Annotated in this window: 23 protein-coding genes and 2 tRNA genes; 15 read left to right on the top strand and 10 right to left on the bottom strand. The window is 62.5% G+C overall.

Translation table 11 applies throughout. The annotated features are described in order from the left end of the window. The first annotated feature begins 51 nt into the window (after nt 1-51). The 4 genes from FJ434_RS22035 (at nt 52) to FJ434_RS22020 (ending at nt 2,422) form a co-directional block, all read left to right on the top strand. Complete coding sequence (locus tag FJ434_RS22035) at nt 52-1,290, top strand: pilus assembly protein TadG-related protein (RefSeq protein ID WP_181166061.1); 1,239 nt, start codon at nt 52-54, stop codon at nt 1,288-1,290. Beyond that, nucleotides 1,287-1,736 (top strand): TadE/TadG family type IV pilus assembly protein, encoded by a 450-nt coding sequence (locus FJ434_RS22030; RefSeq protein ID WP_140508775.1) that lies wholly within the window; start codon nt 1,287-1,289, stop codon nt 1,734-1,736. The genes FJ434_RS22035 and FJ434_RS22030 overlap by 4 nt, the downstream gene beginning before the upstream one ends. Next, nucleotides 1,726-2,130, top strand: a complete 405-nt coding sequence (locus FJ434_RS22025; RefSeq protein ID WP_140508776.1) for a TadE/TadG family type IV pilus assembly protein — start codon at nt 1,726-1,728, stop codon at nt 2,128-2,130. Before FJ434_RS22030 ends, FJ434_RS22025 begins: the two co-directional genes overlap by 11 nt. 216 nt (nt 2,131-2,346) lie before the next feature. Continuing rightward, a tRNA-Cys gene (locus FJ434_RS22020) sits at nt 2,347-2,422 on the top strand. A gap of 102 nt (nt 2,423-2,524) precedes the next feature. On the opposite strand, the gene FJ434_RS22015 is transcribed toward FJ434_RS22020, so the two are convergent. From FJ434_RS22015 to phaC, 4 genes are all read right to left on the bottom strand, one after another. Next, entirely contained in the window at nt 2,525-3,664 is a 1,140-nt protein-coding gene (locus FJ434_RS22015) for a hypothetical protein (protein WP_140751240.1), read from the bottom strand. Nucleotides 3,665-3,877: 213 nt separating this feature from the next. Further along, a tRNA-Glu gene (locus tag FJ434_RS22010) sits at nt 3,878-3,952 on the bottom strand. 374 nt (nt 3,953-4,326) lie between these two features. Continuing rightward, a complete protein-coding gene (locus FJ434_RS22005; RefSeq protein ID WP_140711463.1) occupies nt 4,327-5,574 on the bottom strand; it encodes a YcbK family protein in 1,248 nt (415 codons plus the stop codon). 215 nt (nt 5,575-5,789) lie between these two features. Then, nucleotides 5,790-7,625 carry a class I poly(R)-hydroxyalkanoic acid synthase gene (gene phaC, locus FJ434_RS22000; protein ID WP_140751238.1) on the bottom strand — a complete coding sequence of 612 codons (1,836 nt, stop codon included), beginning with the start codon at nt 7,623-7,625 and terminating at the stop codon, nt 5,790-5,792. Nucleotides 7,626-7,723: 98 nt separating this feature from the next. On the opposite strand from phaC, the gene FJ434_RS21995 reads away from it, so the two are divergent. The 8 genes from FJ434_RS21995 to recJ all read left to right on the top strand — a co-directional run bounded on the left by FJ434_RS21995 (nt 7,724) and on the right by recJ (nt 14,828). Next, complete coding sequence (locus tag FJ434_RS21995) at nt 7,724-8,116, top strand: hypothetical protein (RefSeq protein WP_140508781.1); 393 nt, start codon at nt 7,724-7,726, stop codon at nt 8,114-8,116. A 44-nt stretch (nt 8,117-8,160) separates the two neighbouring features. Then, nucleotides 8,161-9,378 (top strand): LL-diaminopimelate aminotransferase, encoded by a 1,218-nt coding sequence (locus FJ434_RS21990; protein WP_015317568.1) that lies wholly within the window; start codon nt 8,161-8,163, stop codon nt 9,376-9,378. Nucleotides 9,379-9,415: 37 nt separating this feature from the next. Further along, the gene (locus FJ434_RS21985; RefSeq protein ID WP_140508785.1) at nt 9,416-10,729 is read left to right on the top strand and encodes a homoserine dehydrogenase; all 1,314 of its coding nucleotides are present in this window, start codon (nt 9,416-9,418) and stop codon (nt 10,727-10,729) included. 126 nt (nt 10,730-10,855) lie between these two features. Then, complete coding sequence (locus FJ434_RS21980; protein WP_140508787.1) at nt 10,856-11,215, top strand: hypothetical protein; 360 nt, start codon at nt 10,856-10,858, stop codon at nt 11,213-11,215. A 74-nt stretch (nt 11,216-11,289) separates the two neighbouring features. Then, nucleotides 11,290-11,457: a Thivi_2564 family membrane protein gene (locus FJ434_RS21975; RefSeq protein ID WP_084637105.1), complete on the top strand. Its 168-nt coding sequence runs from the start codon at nt 11,290-11,292 to the stop codon at nt 11,455-11,457. A gap of 201 nt (nt 11,458-11,658) precedes the next feature. Next, nucleotides 11,659-12,642, top strand: a complete 984-nt coding sequence (gene glpX / locus FJ434_RS21970; RefSeq protein WP_140508788.1) for a class II fructose-bisphosphatase — start codon at nt 11,659-11,661, stop codon at nt 12,640-12,642. A gap of 72 nt (nt 12,643-12,714) precedes the next feature. Then, the gene (locus tag FJ434_RS21965) at nt 12,715-12,939 is read left to right on the top strand and encodes a DUF6434 domain-containing protein (RefSeq protein WP_140508790.1); all 225 of its coding nucleotides are present in this window, start codon (nt 12,715-12,717) and stop codon (nt 12,937-12,939) included. 107 nt (nt 12,940-13,046) lie between these two features. Next, on the top strand, nt 13,047-14,828 hold the full coding sequence (recJ, locus tag FJ434_RS21960) for a single-stranded-DNA-specific exonuclease RecJ (RefSeq protein WP_140751285.1): 1,782 nt from the start codon (nt 13,047-13,049) through the stop codon (nt 14,826-14,828). 23 nt (nt 14,829-14,851) lie between these two features. On the opposite strand, the gene FJ434_RS21955 is transcribed toward recJ, so the two are convergent. The 4 genes from FJ434_RS21955 to folE all read right to left on the bottom strand — a co-directional run bounded on the left by FJ434_RS21955 (nt 14,852) and on the right by folE (nt 17,695). After that, nucleotides 14,852-15,409, bottom strand: coding sequence for a dihydrofolate reductase family protein (locus FJ434_RS21955; RefSeq protein WP_140751236.1), 558 nt, complete (start codon nt 15,407-15,409; stop codon nt 14,852-14,854). Nucleotides 15,410-15,500: 91 nt separating this feature from the next. Next, nucleotides 15,501-16,472, bottom strand: coding sequence for a patatin family protein (locus FJ434_RS21950; protein ID WP_140751234.1), 972 nt, complete (start codon nt 16,470-16,472; stop codon nt 15,501-15,503). An 83-nt stretch (nt 16,473-16,555) separates the two neighbouring features. Beyond that, nucleotides 16,556-17,017 (bottom strand): phosphoribosyl-AMP cyclohydrolase, encoded by a 462-nt coding sequence (hisI, locus tag FJ434_RS21945; protein ID WP_140751232.1) that lies wholly within the window; start codon nt 17,015-17,017, stop codon nt 16,556-16,558. Between the two features lie 42 nt (nt 17,018-17,059). After that, nucleotides 17,060-17,695: a GTP cyclohydrolase I FolE gene (gene folE / locus FJ434_RS21940; protein WP_140508795.1), complete on the bottom strand. Its 636-nt coding sequence runs from the start codon at nt 17,693-17,695 to the stop codon at nt 17,060-17,062. Between the two features lie 240 nt (nt 17,696-17,935). Between folE and FJ434_RS21935 the strand changes: the two genes are divergently transcribed. Then, complete coding sequence (locus tag FJ434_RS21935; protein ID WP_015317578.1) at nt 17,936-18,382, top strand: iron-sulfur cluster assembly scaffold protein; 447 nt, start codon at nt 17,936-17,938, stop codon at nt 18,380-18,382. 41 nt (nt 18,383-18,423) lie between these two features. Next, the gene (locus FJ434_RS29895; protein ID WP_181166055.1) at nt 18,424-18,582 is read left to right on the top strand and encodes a hypothetical protein; all 159 of its coding nucleotides are present in this window, start codon (nt 18,424-18,426) and stop codon (nt 18,580-18,582) included. Between the two features lie 50 nt (nt 18,583-18,632). On the opposite strand, the gene panC is transcribed toward FJ434_RS29895, so the two are convergent. Continuing rightward, the gene (gene panC, locus FJ434_RS21930; protein WP_140751230.1) at nt 18,633-19,484 is read right to left on the bottom strand and encodes a pantoate--beta-alanine ligase; all 852 of its coding nucleotides are present in this window, start codon (nt 19,482-19,484) and stop codon (nt 18,633-18,635) included. Further along, a complete protein-coding gene (gene panB / locus FJ434_RS21925; RefSeq protein WP_140751228.1) occupies nt 19,481-20,323 on the bottom strand; it encodes a 3-methyl-2-oxobutanoate hydroxymethyltransferase in 843 nt (280 codons plus the stop codon). The genes panC and panB overlap by 4 nt, the downstream gene beginning before the upstream one ends. Nucleotides 20,324-20,549: 226 nt before the next feature. Between panB and FJ434_RS21920 the strand changes: the two genes are divergently transcribed. Beyond that, nucleotides 20,550-20,948 (top strand): NADH:ubiquinone oxidoreductase subunit NDUFA12, encoded by a 399-nt coding sequence (locus FJ434_RS21920; RefSeq protein WP_140711475.1) that lies wholly within the window; start codon nt 20,550-20,552, stop codon nt 20,946-20,948. Nucleotides 20,949-20,988 lie beyond the last annotated feature (40 nt).

The raw sequence follows: 20,988 nt of genomic DNA, 5'->3' as shown, positions 1-20,988 counted from the left end.
GAATCGAACTTTTTAGCCGTTCATTCATACATGCGTGCTTTCTAATTGATCATGCTGTTCAACTGCTTCACCCGGATTCGGCTCGTGGCGGCCGGTATGCGCCGCAGCAGAGCTGCGAACGTCGCCACCATCTTTGCCCTTACCCTGCCGATCGTTGTCGGTGCGGCGGGTTTTGGCGTTGAAACCTCCTATTGGTACTACAACAGCTTGAGATTGCAGGCCACGGCGGATGCCGCGGCCTATGCCGGCGCGCTGGAGAAGATCGCGGGTTCCGACACGCCGACGATCGTCGCGGCCGCGACCCAGTCGGCGACCGACAACGGCCTCGGGAACGGCACCATCGTCGTCAATACGCCGCCGACGTCAGGGCCGAACATTGCCAAAAAGGCCGTCGAGGTGGTCCTCGGCCAGAATCTCGACCGGATGTTCACCTTGATCTTCACTCAGAGCCAGGTTCCAGAAAAGGCGAGGGCGGTGGCGCTCATCACCGACGCCTCCAAGGCTTGCCTCCGGGCGCTCAATCCGTCGGCACCGCAGTCGGTGCTCTTCTCCGGCAGCACCAGCATGACGCTCAACGGCTGCGTCATCATGACGAATTCGATCGCCAGCGACGCCATCAAGGTGCAGGGATCGGCGGCTCTCACGGCCGACTGCCTGATCTCGGCGGGCGGCGTCGTGCTGAACAATCCGGTGACCACGATCTGCAAGGCGCCGATCACCCAGGCCTTGCCCGTACCCGATCCTTTCGCCAGCGTGCCGGCGCCCGCCGCCAGCAACCCATGCCAGAATGTCAACGGAGGCAAGTCGACCCAAACGATCCAGCCCGGGACCTATTGCAGTGGCATGAGCCTCAACGGCAATGTCACGCTTTCTCCCGGCGTCTATGTTGTCCAGGGCAATTTGAAAATCAACGCGGGCGCGGTCATCCAGGGCGACGGCGTGACCATCTTCATGGCGGGCAGCAGCACCGTCAGCATGAACGGGAACGCGACCGTGACGCTCAGCGCGCCGCAGTCGGGCACCTATTCCGGCATGCTGTTCTACGGTGACAGGACAGGCACGGCGGCGCAGAGTACCTTCAACGGTACGGCAACATCCTTGCTGACCGGCGCCATCTATTTCTCCAAGCAGCAAGTGAACTACCTGGGCAACTTCTCAGGCAACAATGGCTGCACGCAGATTGTGGCCGACACTATCCAGTGGTCCGGCAATTCCACGATCAACCAGGACTGCTCGAGCCTGGGAATGAAGGACATCCCCGCGGCGGCGTCGGTCGCGATTGTCGAATGAAGCGCGTGGCCTATCGATTGATCCCAGCCATTCGCGAAGACGCGGGTGCAGCCGCGGTTGAGTTCGCGATGGTCCTGCCCATCCTTTGCCTGGTACTGCTCGGCATCGCCGACGGCTGGTCATACGTCACGAGTTCGCTGTCTATGCGCGCCGGCGTGAAGACGGCGGCGAACATGGTCTTGGCGGGCTCCGCCGACGACAGCGCGACACGGGCCGCGGCAATGGCGAACTGGGAGAGGATGCCGGACGACGGTCAGGTCACGCTGAGCCGGATCTACAAATGCGGGACGACCGTGGTCGACGCTTCGACCTTGTGCAGCGGGCCGAAGGCACCGTCGGTCTTTGTCCAGATCGACGCATCGGCGACGTGGACTCCGCCCTTTACGTTCGGCGTGTTTTCCGCCCCCAGCGCGATCGGCCAGCAGGAGCTGATCCGTGTTCGGTAATACGGGAGGCTTCAGGGACAATCGATCGGGCGGAGCCGCGCTCGAATTCGCGCTGATCGCACCGTTCCTTATCATGCTGCTATTCGGAATCTTCGCCTTCGGCTGGTCGATGAATACGGCCTCCAGCGTTCGCTACACGCTGGAGGCGTCCGCACGGTCCCTGCAGCTTAACAACACGCTGACCCAGGCCGACATCCAGGCGATCGCGACGCAGAAACTGCTTGCGCTGGGTCTGAAGAATGTGAACGTCACGATCGCCACCGACCCGGCGACCGGCGGCTTTCGCATGGCGCACCTGACCGCTGCCTATGCGTTCGTCATAGATTTCCCATATTTCAACGCCTACCCGATCAATTACGCGACGACCGTTGCCGTGCCGCTGGTCGGCGGTTAGCCACGTAGTCCGCCAGACCGCGAATCTGCTGGCCTCGAGCCCTGCGGCCGGGCTGTATGAGTTCCCCTCGTTGACGAGCATGCAATTCAAGTCTGGCAAAGGAGTCATGGGTCGCGCTTTCTGGCGTGACGGGCTCTTTTTCACAGTGGGGCGTAGCCGAATTTTATCCAAGACATCAAGGATCTTTAAACTTCTGCCCGTTACCAGAGCACGTATGGCCTCGTGGCGGAGCGGCTACGCTAGAGACTGCAAATCTCGGAAGCCTCGGTTCGATTCCGAGGCGAGGCCTCCAAAATTCCGAAGCTGATGGACTGGTGGATCGGGCGGGAGTGGATCCATCCCTGCTCCATTTCCGCATTACGCCAAGCGTTTCCGCTTGAGCGCAAAAAAAGTTCTAACGGAACAGATATTTCGACACTTCGGGGTTGCCGCGGCGCCACATCACATTGTCGAGGAAGTAATGGTGCACGTTGATGAAGATCAACACGATGAAGAAGAACAGCGACGATCCCAGGACTTCCCGGTCATAGGGGACAAGGGCCGTCAGCACGGTCGGCACCAGCCAGAAACCCAGACCGCCGAGGAGAAGGCCAGCACTGATGAACTCCAGAAGCCGCACCCTGTAAGCCGGACCAAGGACGGACAGGATTCTGGATGGCGGAACTTTCTCGGCATCGCGCCCGTCACGCTCGACATTGCTCTGGTAACGCCAGACCACCGCCAGGTACTGCAAGGAATGGAGCGCCGGCACCACAAGCAGCCAGAGCGGATTTGTCCTTACGATCAGAATCCAGAGATATAGGGATGCGATGTAGGCGATGACGCCGTTATACGGCAGGCTGCCGCCATTCCTGCTCCAACGATTGATCAGCATCACGGCAGTGGCGGCCGTGGAAGCGGCCGCGGCCGCCACCGCAATCGCGTTGAGCCATGCAGGGGTGGCAAACGTATAATATTCCAGCCCCAGGTATTTTCCCTGGCTGACCGCCGTGTTCGTCTGAAGCCATGCGAACAGCCAAACGGCATAGCTGTTGATCAGCAGGATTTTCTTGTCCGGATCGGTGAAGAACCTGCGCTTCAGGACGGCATCCACCATCAACATACCGTAGCCTTGCTTGACATAGTGCCAGCCCACGAAAAAGAACATCGCGTTGGTTGCGTTGCCCAGCAGCCGGGCGTTCGCCGTTATCGAGCCGTAGGCAAAAAATGCACCCATGAGTAGGGGAACGATGATGCCGGCGACGATGTAGCGGATCTGGAGGTTCCTGTCGTAGCCGTCGCCGCGCAGCTTCCGCCCAAAATTGCGGTAGAAGAGTTGGTATGAGTGGGCGAAGTGCGGATAGTTGATCAGATAAGCCAGGAAAAGCATCGTCGCCGCCACGAGACCTTCGTATCTCAGTGGCACGAAGTACAGCGCCGGCAAGATCAGGAATGCGCCGCCGCCGAGCATCAGAAAGTCCGCGAGCGGACCAAAGAGATATCTTGGCGGCGTTGCCGCGGGAGCGCGTATATCCGCCGAAAGGTGAACTGTCATATGAGCGCTCCCTTCGTATTCCATTTAACCACTGGCCCGTCTGATCGACAAGACAGAGGAGCTGGGCGCTAGACTAGCGCGAAAGGCATGGGGTATCGGCTGCAACGGATGCCGTAACCCGCAATGTTGTCGACGCGATGCGCCCCTGCCAAATTGCATCGGCCAGGCGTTCGCTGCGTAGAATCGGAAGAGGGACTGGAGGTCCGGAAGATCTGGTACGCCCAAGGGGAATCGAACCCCTGTTACCGCCGTGAAAGGGCGGTGTCCTAACCGCTAGACGATGGGCGCGCTCAGACGAAGCGGCTTATACTGGCGTTGCGCGTAACCGGCAACCCGTTAGGTGCCGCCTTGGACAACTTTTTTCCAGCCTGCCAAATCAGCGATTTCGCGAGGGGTCGGCAGGGCTTGGCGATCAGCGGTGACATTAGTCGCTTCGCCATCCACGGGCGGAGCAAGGAGCGTAGCGAAGCGGCGCAGACCCGAGAATCATGCCGCGACTTCAACGCGTTGCCGTGGTGCAGAATTCTGCTCCCGTTGCGATCTTTGCCAGGGTCACGGCATGGATTTCGGGTCTTCGCGACGGAGCTTCGCTCCTGCTTAGCCAAGGGTGACGACATGGGAACGACTCGGGCCTGCTGAGGTTCCGGTCCGTCAAATCGCTGCTAGCCGTCGTCACCGCCGCTGCGCCGGCGGCAGCGCCAGTTCCAGTCGCGCTCGGGGCCGACATCGACATGGACCGATTCGGTGTGGCAGTAGGTGCCGACGCCGCCGCGGCCGGGCATGGTCCTGATGTAGCTCGCAAGCTCCCATTTGGAGACGCCGGGCACCTGGATGTCGGCGGCGGCGCAATACATGTGCAACGAATTCTTGGCGCCGTTGGCACGGCGGTTGCGGGCCGGGTCGCGATAGCCCGAGGTCACCATCATCTTGCGGCCGTAGTGGCCTTCGATCGTCTTCAGCACGCGCACCAGCGATGGCTTCAGGCAGGCGACGTCCACGCTCTCATTCTGCTTCAGCAGTCCGTTGGGCGCCAGGCGCGCCATGCCGGCCGCAGACGCAACCTGATAGCTGCCGCCCGAGCCTTCGTCCTCATTGAGGTCGACGTCGCTTTCGTCGTCGAGGCCGGATTTGCGTTTGATCTCGAACAGGGCTGTCTGGCGCACGCCAGGCAGGGCATCGCTACCCGTAATGTGACCGGCATCGTCCCCGGTCGAAGCCAACTGTATCGGCTTTGCCGTGGAATCGGCCGAGGCCAGTGTGATGATCGGCTTTGCTGCCGCCGGGGCAGGCTTGGCCTGCGCGGCAGGCTGTTCGCCCGATCGTGTGTTGACCAGCGGAGCGGGTGTTGCCGAAGCGGGGGTGGCGCCAAACATCGAGGCCAGGAAGCCTTTTTTCTTCGGCGCCTCGGCTTGCGGCGCGTCGCCAGCGGTCACATAAACCGGATTGTTCATTACCGGTGCCGCGGCCGGCTTCGGCGCCGTCGCGGCAGCATCGGCGGCGGCGATCTTCTGGGCGACCGCGTCGGTCTGCTGCGCCGTCTGTACCTGCTGCTGCAAGGACTGCGGCGTCTGACCCGCGATCGTTTCCGCGCTGGCTGGTATGGTGAGCGGGAAAGTGGCCCCAGGCTTGGCCATCGGTAGGTAGGCAACCTTTTCGGGGAGTGCCGTGTCGCTTTCGCTCATCACCGTCGTCTGCTCCGTCGCTACCTGCGACGACGAATCGGCGGCGAGGGGCTTGCCCGTGGAGGCGGCGTGGATGTCGGATGCGGAAGCATTGTAGCCGGGCATTCCGACCGACATTGTCGGATCGCCGGCCGATGTGCAGGAGGCCAGAAGCATCGAGCAGAACGCTGCCACGATGACGCGGCGTTCTCCCTTTGCGAGGCTCCATCCTGCTGATTTCAAAGTCAAATTCCCCCTCGATGTCCGGTCGGTGTATCCTTGGCGCTGACTGGTATGTCTGCGTCAGGGTGACCCTTGTCTCCGATCCGGAAACGAGACCTGTGTCAAATCAGCAAGCCTGTAAGTATTTTTGCAGCGAATGCCGAATTGCGGCTGCTTAATGGTTGACGACACCATTTCGCCCGCTTTTGCGGGGGCGTCAACTCACCAGACATTACAGTCCGTTACACACGTACCTTGACATAGGTGCCGGGAGCATCGCCCAAGGTTTTCATATGCTTGCCGGGTTTGCGGGCAGGTACGCGGGTGTTGTCCTTGGCCTCTATCCAACTTTGCCAGTGTGGCCACCAGGACCCGGGATGGTCCGTGGCGCTTTCTATCCACTGGTCGAAGTCGCCTTTCGGCGGGCCGCCAGTCCAGTACTGATATTTGTTGGATGCGGGCGGATTGACGACGCCCGCGATATGCCCCGATCCCGCCATCACGTACTCGATCTTGCCGCCGAAATATTTCGAGCCGAGGAAGACGGACAGCGCCGGCGCGATGTGATCTTCCCGCGAGGCGAGGTTGTAGACCGGGATGGTGACATCGCCGAGCGAGACCGTGTGGCCCGCAAGTTCCATCGTGCCGCGCGAGAGGTTGTTCTCGAGATAGCAGTTGCGCAGGTAGAACGAGTGGTTGGCCGCCGCCATGCGGGTCGAATCAGCGTTCCAGTAGAGCAGGTCGAAGGGCAGAGGATCCTTGCCGCGCATGTAGTTGTTGACGACATAGGGCCAGATCAGGTCGCCCGAGCGCAGCATGTTGAAGGCGGTGGCCATCTTTGTGCCGTCGAGGTAGCCCTTTTCGTTCATCGCCTTTTCCACCGCCGCGACCTGTTCCTCGTCGACGAACACTTTCAGGTCGCCGGCATGGGTGAAGTCGACCTGTGTGGTGAAGAAGGTCGCCGACTTGATGCGGTCGTCGCCTTCTCCAGCCATCAGCGCCAGTGCCGCCGCTAGCAACGTGCCTCCGACGCAGTAACCTATGGCGTTGACGTCGCGCTCGCCGGTCGCCTTCTCGATCGTGTCGAGGCCGTATTGCAGGCCTTCCCGGATGTAGGCTTCCCAGTTCTTGGCGCCATGACGTTCGTCCGGATTGATCCAGGAGATGACGAAAACGGTGTGGCCTTGCTCGATGGCCCAGCGGATGAAGGATTTCTGCGGGTTGAGGTCGAGGATGTAGAACTTGTTGATCCAGGGCGGGCAGATCAGCAGCGGGCGTTTCAACACTGTCTCGGTTGCCGGATCATACTGGATAATCTCGGCGACGTCGCTGCGGCCGACCACCTTGCCGGGCGTCGTGGCGATGTTCTTGCCGATCTCGAAGGGCGAATAATCGGCCTGGCGCAATTTCAGGTCGCCCTTGCCGGCGGCGATGTCCTCGGCCAGCATCTTCATGCCGCGCACCAGGTTTTCGCCGTTGGAGGCGACGGTTTCGCGAAACAATTCCGGATTGGTCAGGATGAAATTGGATGGCGAGATGGCGTTGGATACCTGCTTGACGTAGAAGCTCGCCTTATGGCGGGTATGCTCGTCCAGGCCTTCGGCGTGCTCGACCAGTTCGGACGCCCAGCGCGAGGTGACGAGATAGGCCTGCTTGAGGAAATCGAAGAAGGCGTTGCGGCCCCATTCCGGATCCTGGAAGCGCTTGTCGCCGCGCTCCGGCTTGACGGCATCGTCGGCACCCTCGGCGTTCGGGCTGACGCGCTGGATGGCGTTCGCCCAAACCGTCATATAGCCGGCGAACAGCCGCGTCTGCGCTTCGAGCGCACGCTGCGGATCGGCAAGCCAGTATTCGCTGAGCTTCGAGAAGGTCTTGACCATGTCGACGACCGGCTCGGCGACGTGGTCGCGCACCTCACCCTTTTCGCGCGGTTCGGCCCAGGCGGACGCCGCCTTGCCGGCCTGCTCGATCATCCGCGCCATGTTCAGCGCAAAGCGTTCCGGGTCCTTCACCAGATATTGCTCGACCGTCGAAGGTCCGCCATCTTCCGCTTTGCCCGAATCGGGTGTTTTGGACATGGTTCGCGGGGTTCCTCCGGAAGCGTTTTCTTGACATATTAACATGGGACATCCGACAGGGTCCAATCTCGCTCTACCCCGGCTGCCAAGGAAACAATATGACGATTAAGTTTGGCGAGACTGTTTTTTTCGGTGCCGGCCACTTTTGCCGCATCGGCGCGACAATCATGCTCCTGGGCGTTGCCGGATGCTCGAGCACAAATACCGGCGGTCCGGTGCCGATGGCCACCGACGCGGGTCCGAAGGACACCGGTACCTTTCCGAACCTGAACATCCCGCCGCAAGTGGCGGCGAAACAATTCACCGAGACCGAGAAGAACGCCAAGCTCGCCCAACTGAAGGCCGACGAGAACGGGCAAGGCGCCAAGAGCGGCGGCGCGGCCGTCACCAACCAGGCGGCGCTGACCGATCTCGCCAAGAAACATGGCCCGCAGACGCTGAAGCAGATCGAAGGCAAATGCGACCCCGCCCTCGACCCTACCTGCAAATGAGTATATAGCGCGCGCCCAACGCTCCCTTGCTGTCTGGAACTGCCATGGAAGAATTTCACAAGGTCCGCCGGCTTCCGCCTTACGTGTTCGAGCAGGTCAACCGGCTCAAGGCCAGCGCCCGTTCGCGCGGTGCCGATATCGTCGACCTCGGCATGGGCAATCCGGACCTGCCGACGCCCAAGGCCATCGTCGACAAATTGTGCGAGGTGGTGCGCGATCCGCGGACGCACCGCTATTCCTCATCGCGCGGCATTCCCGGCCTGCGCCGCGCCCAGGCAAACTACTATGCCCGCCGCTTCGGCGTGAAGCTCAACCCCGACACCCAAGTGGTCGCCACGCTTGGCTCGAAGGAAGGTTTCGCCAACATGGCGCAGGCGATCACCGCGCCGGGCGACGTGATCCTGTGCCCCAACCCGACCTATCCGATCCACGCTTTCGGCTTCATCATGTCGGGCGGCGTCATCCGCTCGCTGCAGGTCGAGCCAGATGATGGCTTCATTCCCGCGCTCGAGCGCGGCGTCCGCCATTCGATCCCGAAGCCGCTGGCGCTGATCCTCAACTACCCGTCGAACCCGACGGCGCTGGTCGCCTCGCTCGATTTCTACAAGGACGTGGTGGCCTTCGCCAAGAAGAACGACATCATCATCCTGTCCGACCTTGCCTATTCCGAAATCTACTTCGACGGCAATCCGCCACCCTCGGTACTGCAGGTGCCGGGCGCCATCGATGTCTGCGTCGAGTTCACCTCGATGTCGAAAACCTTTTCCATGCCCGGCTGGCGCATGGGCTTCGCCGTGGGCAATGAACGGCTGATCTCGGCGCTGACCCGGGTCAAATCCTATCTCGATTACGGTGCCTTCACGCCGATCCAGGTGGCGGCCGCGCACGCGCTCAATGGCGACGGCGCCGACATCGCCGAAGTGCGTGACATCTATCACAAGCGCCGCGACGTGATGGTCGATGCGTTCGGCCGCGCCGGATGGACCATTCCGGCACCGGCGGCCTCGATGTTCGCCTGGGCGCCGATCCCGGAGCCGTTCCGGCATCTGGGATCCCTCGAATTCTCCAAGCTGCTCATCGAGCATGCCGACGTTGCGGTGGCGCCCGGTGTCGGCTTCGGCGAGCATGGCGACGATTTCGTGCGCGTGGCGCTGGTCGAGAACGAGCACCGGATCCGCCAGGCGGCGCGCAACATCAAGCGCTTCCTGTCTGCCAGCGCCAAGCAGCCCAACAATGTGGTGCCGCTTTCCGCCCACCGGTAAATACAAATTCGATCTGATTTGAGGGGCGCCGCCTTCCATGGCTGAAGCACTGCGTGTTGGAATTGCCGGACTTGGCACGGTCGGTGCATCGGTGGCGCGCGTGTTGCGCGACAAGGCGGCGGAGTTGACCCGCCAATGCGGGCGCGACATCATCGTGTCGGCGGTTTCGGCACGCGACCGGAAACGCGACCGTGGCACCGATCTGAGCTCCGCGAACTGGTTCGACGATCCGGTGAAGATGGCACAGACCGCTGAGATCGACGTTTTCGTCGAGCTGATCGGCGGCGATGAGGGGCCGGCGCGTGCCTCTGTGAAGGCGGCGCTCGAAGCCGGCCGCCATGTCGTCACCGCCAATAAGGCGCTGCTTGCCAAGCATGGCGTGGCGCTTGCCGAAATCGCCGAGAAGAAGGGCGTGCTGCTCAACTACGAGGCCGCGGTGGCAGGTGGCATTCCCGTCATCAAGACGATGCGCGAAGCGATGGCCGGCAACTCGGTCAGCCGTGTGTTCGGCATTCTCAACGGCACCTGCAACTATATCCTGACGCGCATGGAGGCCGAGGGCGTTTCCTTCGACGTCGTGCTGAAGGACGCGCAACGGCTGGGTTATGCCGAAGCCGATCCGACCTTCGACATCGAGGGCCATGACACCGCGCACAAGCTGTCGATCCTGACCAGCCTTGCTTTCGGCACCAGGATTGCCGCCAACGACATCTACATGGAAGGCATTTCCAACATCACCCAGGCCGACATCCGTGCGGCAGGCGATCTTGGCTACCGGATCAAACTGCTCGGCGTCGCCCAGCGTACCGAAAGCGGCATCGAGCAGCGCGTGCATCCGACCATGGTGCCGACGGCTTCCGTCATCGCGCAGGTGCATGGCGTCACCAATGCGGTGGCGATCGAGACCGACATTTTGGGCGAATTGCTGCTCTCCGGTCCCGGCGCCGGCGGCAACGCCACCGCCTCGGCGGTCATCGGCGACGTCGCCGACATCGCCAAGAGCCGGCCAGGCTTTCAGCATGGTCCTGTCTTCGGCCTGCCGGCGAAGGAGCTGAAACCGTATAAGAAGGCGCAGATGCGCAGCCACGCCGGCGGCTACTTCATCCGGCTGACCGTGCATGACCGCATCGGCGTGTTCGCAGCAATCGCCAAGCGCATGGCCGACAATGATATTTCGCTGGAATCGATCGTCCAGCACGCGGTCAGCGGTGAGGCGGCGGCGCAGAAGACGGTGATCCTCGTCACCCACGAGACCACCGAGGCCGCCGTGCGCAAGGCCGTCGACGGCATCACCAAAGACGGCCATCTGACCGACAAGCCGCAGGTCATCCGCATCGAGCGAGCAGGGTAGCAGCGGCCTCGTCGTCGCGGGCATAACCACCGGCGGCGCATTTCCGTTCTGTGAGGATCCCACTGCCGCCCGGAACGAATTGGCGTCGGCACCGTTCTCTTGGTCAGCAACCAAGGGAGCCGCTTCATGGCTGATACCAACAAATCCGGCCCTCCTGACATTGAGGACATCCAGAAGACGCTGGAAAAGCAGATCGCCGACCTGCGCAAGGAGATCACCAAGATCAACAAGAGCATTTCGGCGCGCAGCGCGGAAATGCTCGATGACGCCAGCGAACAGGCATCGGATTTCTACGATACAGCCGCTTCCCGCGCCTCGCGGACAGCGCAGCAGTTGCGCAGCCAGGCTCAGTCCGTTTCAGAAGCCGCGCGCGAAAATCCGGGCACGACGACCGCAGTGGTTGGGGTGATCGGCTTACTTGGCTTCTTGGCCGGCCTCGCGATCGGCCAGTCGATGAACGACACGCCGCGCCGCTGGTACCATTAGCCGCAAGGGCGGCCAGCTTGGCCACCGCACCATCTCGCTACGTTTTTCAACACGGCCGTCTCGGGGAGGGTATCATGGCGTCGTCCATGCTGATCGGCATTCTCATTACATTCCTGGTCATTATCCTGGTTCTGTATCTCGTCCAGCGACTGCCGCTCGACGCCAGAATGAGACAGATCGTGCAGATCATCGTCATCATCATCGGCATTGTTTCGCTGCTCAAATACCTCGCGGTTTTCTAGGCTGCGAGGAACGGGAATTTCCCGTTTCGTGTTGGCCCGGGTCGTCTCGAACCGGTGGGCATTGTTTCAGGAATGCGGTTCAATCGATTGATATTGCTGTCCTTTCGATAAAGCTGCCGGTAGGTCTTGCCGTTGTCATGCTCGTTTGACAAAACAGGCGCGCCTCCGGCGGGAGGCGGCATCAAACGAGGATTTGCCGAAATGAATGTGGCCCAGAACATCGTCGCCGGCCTTGACCGGATACTCACCATGGAACTGGTGCGCGTCACCGAACGGGCCGCCGTCGCGGCCGCCCGGCTGCGCGGCCGCGGCGACGAAAAAGCTGCCGACCAGGTCGCCGTCGACGCCATGCGCGAGGAACTCAACCGCCTCGCCATCAAGGGCACGGTGGTGATCGGCGAGGGCGAGCGAGACGAGGCGCCGATGCTCTATATCGGCGAGGAGGTCGGGACCGGCAAAGGCCCGGCGGTCGATATCGCGCTCGATCCGCTCGAAGGCACGACAATCTGCGCCAAGAACCTGCCGAACGCGCTTGCCGTGATCGCGATCGCCGAGAAGGGCAGCCTGCTGTTCGCGCCCGACGTCTACATGGACAAGATCGCGGTCGGTCCGGGTTACGCCGAAGACGTCATCGACATCGATGCCACGCCGGCCGAGAACATCGCCAGCCTTGCCCGGGCGAAGGGCGTCGCTGTGTCCGATATCACGGCCTGCATCCTCGACCGGCCGCGCCACGCCAAGCTGATCGACGCCGTGCGTGCCACCGGCGCCGCGATCCGGCTGATCGGCGACGGCGACGTCGCCGGCGTCATCCACACCACCGACCCGGAAGAAACCGGAATCGACATCTATCTCGGCACCGGAGGCGCACCGGAAGGCGTTCTGGCCGCGGCCGCCCTGCGCTGCACCGGCGGCCAGATGCTGGGCCGGCTGATCCTCGATACGCCCGAGAAGGTCGCCCGCGCGGCCAATATGGGGATTGCCGATCCGAAGCGGGTTTATCGGGCCGAGGACATGGCGCGCGGCGATGTGCTGTTCGCGGCCACCGGCGTCACCGACGGCAACATGCTGGCCGGCGTCAAGTTCGGCCGAACCTACATCACCACGCATACAATCGTGCTGCGCTCCTCGTCGCGTACCGTGCGGGAGATCAAGGCCCGGCACCAGGATCTGGATAAGTTCTAGACCTGCTTGCGAAGCCGGGCCGCAGTTGTTAGCCATTGGCTGCATCTGAACCTGGCCGCGCAAGGACTAACGATGACGGTGTTCGACTGGCACGCGGATCCGATTTCGCGTGCCACTCCTGTGACGAAATCCTACCGCAACACCCAGAACGTGCGCCGCTTTCTTACCCGCGAATGCGGCGACACGTTCAGGTTCGATCGACCCTTCATGGCATGGCTCAAGGACGGTCGGGAAAAGACGATGGGAGATGCAGCCGACGAGTGGGTCCGGCGCCAGGCTGAAAAGCGGAAAGCGTAGTTTTTCTTGAATTCTTCTGCGACGCCTGCATGTCGTTATCCCAAAACCGCTGCACACTTTTGGGCGACATGCATTATCCTGCCGCCAACCATGAGTTGGCAAAGCGCATGATGGGCGACAGGCGCCTCTTCCTCGATGTCAGGCAGTCGGCGACCGGTCTCTCCTGGGAGCACCGGCTGACCGAACGGCAGGACATGATCGCGCTTGCCATCGCGCAGGGGCATGGCGTGCCCGACATCGTCGCGCGCGTTCTTGCCGGACGCGGCGTTGCCGTCGATGAGACCGAGCGGTTTCTCGACCCGACGATCCGTGACCTGTTGCCGAATCCGGCCTCGCTGACCGACATGGACAAGGCTGCTATCCGCATCGCCGCCGCCGTCGTTGCCCGGGAGAAAATAGCGATCTTCGGCGATTACGACGTCGATGGCGCGGCCTCGTCGGCCTTGCTGAAGCGGTTTCTCATGCATTTCTCGGTGCCGTCGGAAATCTATATCCCGGATCGTATTTTCGAGGGCTACGGTCCCAATCCCGACGCCATGCGCGAACTGGTCTCGCGCGGCGCGACGCTGATCGTCACCGTCGATTGCGGCACCAACAGCGCCGCCTCCGTCGAGGCCGCCAAGGAGGCGGGCGCCGATGTGGTGGTGCTGGACCACCACCAGGTTGGCTGCGCGCTGCCGGCGGCGCATGCCGTCGTCAATCCAAACCGCGACGACGACCTTTCCGGACAGGGTCATCTCTGTGCCGCCGGCGTGGTCTTTCTCGCCCTGGTGCAAACCGCGAAGGTGCTGCGCGCGATGACCGACGCGACGCCGCCGGATCTGCTTTCGCTGCTCGATCTCGTCGCGCTTGCCACCGTCTGCGACGTGGTGCCGCTCACGGGCGTCAATCGCGCCTTCGTCGTCAAGGGCCTGCAAGTGGCGCGGCAGCAGAAGAATGAGGGGATAGCTGCCCTTGCGCGGGTGTCACGCATTGGCGAGCCGATCAGCACCTTCCATCTCGCCTATCTGATCGGCCCGCGCATCAATGCGGGCGGGCGCATCGGCGATGCGGCTCTCGGCAGCCGACTGCTTGCAACGGACGATCCGGTCGAGGCGCAGACCATCGCCGAGACGCTCGACCGGCTGAACCAGGAACGGCAGCTGATGGAGCAGGAGATGCTCGCCGCCGCGCGCGCCGAGGCCGATGCCGAGCTCGCGGGCGGCAGCGGTCCGGCAATCGTCGTCACCGCCAGCAACAACTGGCACCCCGGCATTGTCGGCCTGCTTGCCTCACGACTGAAGGATCACGCTCGGCGGCCGGCCTTCGCCATCGCCTTCAACGCCAACGGCACCGGCACCGGCTCGGGCCGTTCGGTATCGGGTTTCGATCTTGGCCGGCTGGTGCGCGAAGCCGCCAATGCCGGGCTCATCGTCAAGGGCGGCGGCCATGGTATGGCTGCTGGCATCACAGTCGAGCGCGCAAGGCTGGGCGAGCTCAGGGCCTTCTTCGAGGAGCGGGCGGCGGCCGACGTCTTCCGGTTGCAGGATGAGGAAACCCTGGCCATCGATGGCGCGCTTGCCGCGGAAGGCGCGACGCTAGGCCTGCTCGACGCCCTGGAGAAGGCGGGCCCTTTCGGCGCCGGGCATATCGCGCCGGTTTTCGCTTTGCCGCGCCATCGGCTCGTCGATATCAGGCCGGTCGGCACCAATCATATTCGCGCCGACTTACAGTCGGAGAGCGGCGGCCGCATCCAGGCGATCGCCTTTCGCGCCGTCGACACGGTGCTTGGCGAATTCCTGTTCAAGAACCGGGGCAAGACGATGCATGTCGCCGGCTCGCTGTCGGGCAATCACTGGAACGGCAACCGTACGATGCAATTTCGCATTATCGATGCCGCACGGGCGTAGGCGCGCGGCGGAAACCGGGCAATTCAGCCGGCCGGCGCATAACGCAGCAACGTCACGCCCTGGGTAAGACTTTCCGTATCGAGCGGTTTCAGCGCCAGCGACAGGCCGGATTGGAAATAAGGCTTGCCGCCACCCAGCACCACAGGATGCATATAGAGCCGGTATTCGTCGATGAGACCGGCTCGCATCAGAGAGGCCGCAAGGTCGGCACCGCCGAGGATGACGAGGCCATCGGCATGCGCCTTGAGGGTTCGTACCGTGTTCTCGGCATCGTCATCCACCAAGCGGGCATTGAACCCGACTTGCCGAAGCGTGGTCGAGAAAACGATCTTCGGCGTTTCGCGCCATGCCTGGGCAAAATCCTGCTCGACCTCGTCGGTACCGGTCTCGCGCTCAGGACTGTCCCAGAAGCGCATCGTTTCGTACATGCGCCGTCCCGCGAGTACGGCGGAGGCCTGTCTCATCATGTCGTTGAAATGCTGGTGCAGCTCCGCTTCGGGCACCGGCAAGCCGATGTCCTCGTCCGATCGGGCGATATAGCCGTCCAACGACGTCAGCATGGAATAGACAATCCTGGCCATCGGCACCTCCGCTTCGATCGGCCCAGATCACCATAACTAATTGCATTTGCAATCAGTTTATGCCGAAGCGAATAGAGCTTGATGAGATGATCTAGGCGAGAACCGTCTGCAGTCGGGTCAGTTCACCGATCTGCGCCATCGTGGCCTGATAGCCGATCTGGATCGCCTCGTCGGCCCTGTGGAACTCGGTGAGGCCGATATGGCTGAGCTTGGGCTGCAGCGACATGTCGGGCGGATCGCCGGCAAGCCTCGCCCGTGAAATGCGGTCCTGGATGATGTTGAAGGCTTCCACCATCACGCCGGTGATGCCCAGACGCGTCTGGTGCGATTGGTGCTGGGAGTTGACCTGACCGGGCCTTGGCGCATCCTTTTCGATAACCAGCTCGCCGGCACTGTGTTTGATCACGGCGGCGCGGCCGAACAGGTCGTAGTGGAGGTTGACCGCCACGACGAGCGGCTGCTCGTAGGCGCGGCAGACCGAAACGGGCACCGGATTGACCAGCGCTCCGTCGACCAGCACGCGGCCGTTGCAATCGACCGGCTCGAACACGCCCGGCAGCGCGTAGGATGCGCGCATGGCCGTGATCAGCGAGCCGCTCGACAGCCAGATCTCGTGGCCGGTGCGGATTTCCGACGCGACGCAGACAAATGGCTTGGGCAGATCGTCGAAGCGGATACCAGCCACGTGCTCGCGCAGGCGCGCGTCCAGCTTCATGCCGCCGAAGAGGCCGCTGCCGCGCAGGTTGAGATCGAGCAGGCCGAAGATGCGCCGCCTTGTGAGGCTCCGGGCGAACTCTTCCAGCTCATTCAGTTTGCCGGCGAGATAACAGCCGCCGACCAGGGCACCGATCGAGGTGCCGGCGATCATGGAAACTTCGATGCCGGCTTCATCGAGCGCCCGCAGCACGCCGATATGAGCCCAGCCTCTGGCGCAACCGCCGCCGAGCGCGAGCGAAATGCCGGTTTTCTTTGGAGATTTTGTCGCGGATGCGCCGCCGGCCGAGGACAGGCCGTTGGCCTCCCTGACATCTGGTCTGTTAGGCAATGACGCCCATTCGAGCATCATGATCTCCCTTGTCCCAGGCTACTATACGGATGGGCCGTATCGAAATGATGAATCTATGTGATCGGTGTGAGGCAGAAGGTTCAAGCTGATGGCTTTCGATAGGTGTTTTCCGCATCGAACAGCGGCTTGCTGCCGTCGTCGGCAAGCGTCCCCTTGCCGTCGATCAGCCCCACCGTCCGATAAAAGCATGAACGCCGGCCAGTGTGACAAGTTGCGTCGTGGCCCAACACTTTGACGCGCAACCATATGGCGTCCTGGTCACAATCCGTGAGCATCTCGACGACATGCTGGAAATTGCCCGAGGTTTCGCCCTTCTTCCAGAGTGCGTTGCGCGAGCGCGACCAGTAATGGGCAATGCCGGTCTCCAGCGTCAGCGCCAGCGCCTGCGCATTCATATGCGCGACCATCAGCAGCATGCCGTCGGCGGCATCGGTTACGACGACGGTGACAAGACCAGCGGCATCGAAGCGCGGCGAGAACACCGTGCCTTCTTCCAGGATCTTCTTGTCCGAGGGAGCTTTCGGAAATTCCAGTGCCGACATTGCCGGTCCATTTTCCTGTTGACCGTGACGTCGGCAAGGGGCTTACGCCCTGCCGCCGCGCACCATGGTGACAAAACGAACCTGCTCTTCGGGCGTATCCTTGAAGACGCCGGTGAAGGTGGAGGTCAGCGTGGTTGAGCCCTGCTTGCGGATGCCGCGCATGGCCATGCACATGTGCTCGGCCTCGATCATGACAGCGACGCCGCGCGGGTTGAGCACGTCCTGGATGACCCCGGCAATCTGCGCGGTCAGGGCTTCCTGCGTCTGCAGGCGATGGGCGAAGATATCGACGACGCGCGCGATCTTGGACAGGCCGACGACCTTGCCGTCGGGCAGATAGCCGACATGCGCCTTGCCGATGATCGGCACCATGTGGTGCTCGCAATGCGAATGGAACTGGATGTCCTTGACGATCACGAGATCGTCGTAGCCGGCGACCTCCTCGAAAGTACGGCCAAGCTCCTCGGCTGGGCACATATCGTAGCCGCCGAACATTTCACGGAACGCCTTGGCCACCCGCTTGGGGGTATCGATCAAACCCTCGCGATCCGGGTTGTCGCCGGTCCAGCGCAGCAATGTGCGCACGGCGGCCTCGACTTCGACCTCGCTCGGGCGGTCGGTGACCGGCTTTTCCATATAGGCCGACTGAGGCATGAGTTTCTTGATGACGGCATCCATAAAAGGCGTCTCCCGTAGTCCCTCTCTCAGGAGGAACGAGTTGAACGGACCACGACCTTTCGGTGTCGGAAACTCGCCCCGTTTCCAGCCCCGTAAGCGGCGTGAACTTCCCGGCAAGGACAGTGGCTCTCGCCGCCTTGTCGATACCGGACTGCCAGCATTATATATGGTCGTGCCGGGCGAATGAAAGACGCAACAACGGCAATCGCTGTTTGCTTGGCGGCGACGGATTGGAAAATAATGATCAACGACGTCTACAACGCGAAAATTCTCGGTTTTGCCGGAAACATCGCCCGCATCGGCCGGCTCGATCATCCCGACGCGACCGCGAAGGCGCATTCCAAGCTGTGCGGGTCGACCGTTACCGTCGACCTCAAGATGGAGGACGGCGTGGTAACCGATTTTGCCCACGACGTGAAAGCCTGCGCGCTCGGACAGGCATCGTCCTCGATCATGGCGCAACATGTCGTCGGCGCCAGTGCCGAGGAATTGCGCGCGGTGCGCGAGACCATGCTGAAGATGCTGAAGGAGAACGGCGCGCCACCCGAAGGACGCTTCGCCGACCTCGGCTATTTGGAGCCGGTGCGCGACTACAAGGCGCGCCATGCGTCAACCATGCTGACCTTCGACGCCGTGGTCGACGCCATCGGCCAGATCGAAAAGAAGCGCGCCGACGAAGCGGCCTGAGCGTGGCTTTGACCTTACGGTTATTGCATAAGTGATCGGCCGTGCCCTGGCGGGATCCGCCCGCCGTCGCCGCCCACTATGATTTGTGGCGCGACATCGTCGTCACATTCAACCCGGCAGACGATCCGGCGGCGGGACATCCGCCTCTGGACGTCAATGACCTCGATAAACTTCTCGAAAAATACAAGAAGGCAACGTAGCCGGATCCTGCCAGGCAGCGGCTCAGGCCGGAGCTTTCAGCGCGCGCCGATCAGGCGGTGGGAACTTCCACATTGTCGATCAGCCTGGTTTTTCCCAGCCAGGCGGCAGCGAGAACGCGGCCCGCTCGGTCGTGCCGCCATGGCGTAAGTGTCAGGCTTTCGCGGGCCTTGACGTAATCGACCTTCTGGAAGCCGGCTGCGATCAGGGCGCGGCTTGCGTCTGCGATCGTTTCCCCTTGACCTGCGCCCGCCGCCAGCGCCGCCGCCGCCTTGCGCAGGATAAGGTTGAGCTGGCGCGCGATCCGGAGTTCGGCTTCATCGAGATAGGCGTTGCGCGACGACATGGCGAGGCCATGCGCATCGCGTATGGTCGGCGCGCCGATGACTTCGACAGGCAGGTCGAGGTCGCGGCAAAGCTGCCTGACGACGCAAAGCTGCTGATAATCCTTTTCGCCAAAGATGGCGACGTCGGGTGCAGCCTGCAGGAGAAGCTTGGCCACCACGGTGGCGACGCCGTCGAAAAAGGTGGGGCGAAAGTCCGTTTCGAGCCCGGCTGACGGGCCGCCGACCGAGATTCTCGTGGCAAAACCGGCGGGATACATCTCGCTGACATCAGGCGTGAAGGCAAGATCTGCCTTGGCCGTCGCCAGCATGTCGAGGTCGCGGGCCAACTGGCGCGGGTACTTGTCGAGATCCTCGCTCGGCGCGAACTGCGTCGGATTGACGAAGATCGACACCACGCAGCGATCCGCTCTTTCGAGCGCGATCTTGATCAGCGAAAGATGCCCGTCATGCAATGCCCCCATGGTCGGCACCAAGGCGATGCGCAGCCCATCGCGCCGCCAGTCGCTAATTCGCGCGCGAAGCGCGGCAACGCTGTCGACGACGTCGGGCCGGCTCATGATTCATCCCCGCCATTTGTTCTCGAGAAGACGTGGGTGGGGCCGGGGAAATCGCGGTCCCGCACCTCCGATGCGTAGCGCTCGGCGGCATGCTGGATCACACTGCGCAGGTCGGCATATTGCTTGACGAATTTAGGCACGCGATCGACTGTTAGCCCGACCATGTCGTCGATGACCAGGATCTGGCCGTCGCACTCGCCGCTGGCGCCGATGCCAATCGTTGGAATGGCGATGCGGCGGGTGATGTCCGCGGCGACCGCCTCTACCGTTCCTTCGATGACCAGCGAAAACGCACCGGCTTTCTCGACCGCGCTCGCGTCGGCGATCAGGGCGGCCACATTCTCGTCCGTGCGACCCTTGATCTTGTAGCCGCCGTCCTTTTCCACCGATTGCGGCTGGAGGCCGATATGGCCCATGACCGGGATATCGGCGGCCACGATCGCCGCGATCTGAGCGGCCATGTCGACGCCTCCCTCGAGTTTCACTGCCTGGCAGCCGCACTCGCCGACGATGCGCCGCGCCGAGGCCACGGCCTGCGCGGCTGAATCCTCATAAGTACCGGCCGGCATGTCGACGACGACGCAGGCCTTGGCCGAGCCCCGCATCACGGCTTGGCCGTGCGCGATCATCATCTCCAGCGAGGCGCCCAGCGTCGTCTCATGGCCATGCAGGACCATGGCGACGCTGTCGCCGACCAGGAGCAGGTCGACATAGGGATCGAGCAGGCGGGCGATCGGGTAGGTGTAGGCGGTGAGGCAGACGATCGGCGTGCCGCCCTTGCGGCGGCGAATCAGGTCGGCGCCGATGCGGATATCGGTGGTCGGCAATTGCGTGGCCAATCGTCGCCTCCTTCTGCCCCGGCCGGATAGGATTTCCGCATGGGCGCGCAGAGCTTTAGAAAGAGCGGCAAGGCTTGGCAAGCGCGCATCCGGCCACCCCTTGGGATCACAGGCTTGTGTCGGGCCCTGGCGCGCCATTTGCCGCTCCCCGTGGCAAAACCCTTGCCTTCCCGAAGGCCTGACGCCATAAGCAGGGAACGGGCGCCGCCAGCGCGAGGGTTCTGAAATGAAGACTTTCCTAACGCAGTTTTTCACCTGGTGGAACAGCCAGACGCTGGGAACGCGCCTGCACACCTGGCGGCACGGCAAGGAAGTCGGCCAGGACGAGGCCGGCAATGTCTATTACGAAGGCGGCATCGATTCGGAAGGCCGCACGCGTCGCTGGGTTATCTACCGCAACTATTCGGAAGCCTCGGCCATCCCGCCTGGCTGGCACGGCTGGATTCACCATCGGGTCGATGTCGCTCCCCCCAGCGATGACTACCGGCCGCGCGACTGGCAAAAGCCGCATTTACCAAATCTGACCGGCACGCCGGCAGCCTATCGTCCGAAGGGCTCGCTGCTGACCAATCAACATCGCCCGCAGGTCACCGGCGATTACGACGCATGGACGCCGGGGTCGTAACGGCGCGGGTTGTAACGGTAAGGCGCAGGCCGGTCCTTTA

The sequence above is a fragment of the Mesorhizobium sp. B2-5-13 genome (genome assembly GCF_006440535.1).
GTDB classification, from domain to species: domain Bacteria; phylum Pseudomonadota; class Alphaproteobacteria; order Rhizobiales; family Rhizobiaceae; genus Mesorhizobium; species Mesorhizobium salmacidum.
Note: the sequence above shows the minus strand (reverse complement) of the source record. Positions and strands in the feature narration are given on the sequence as shown.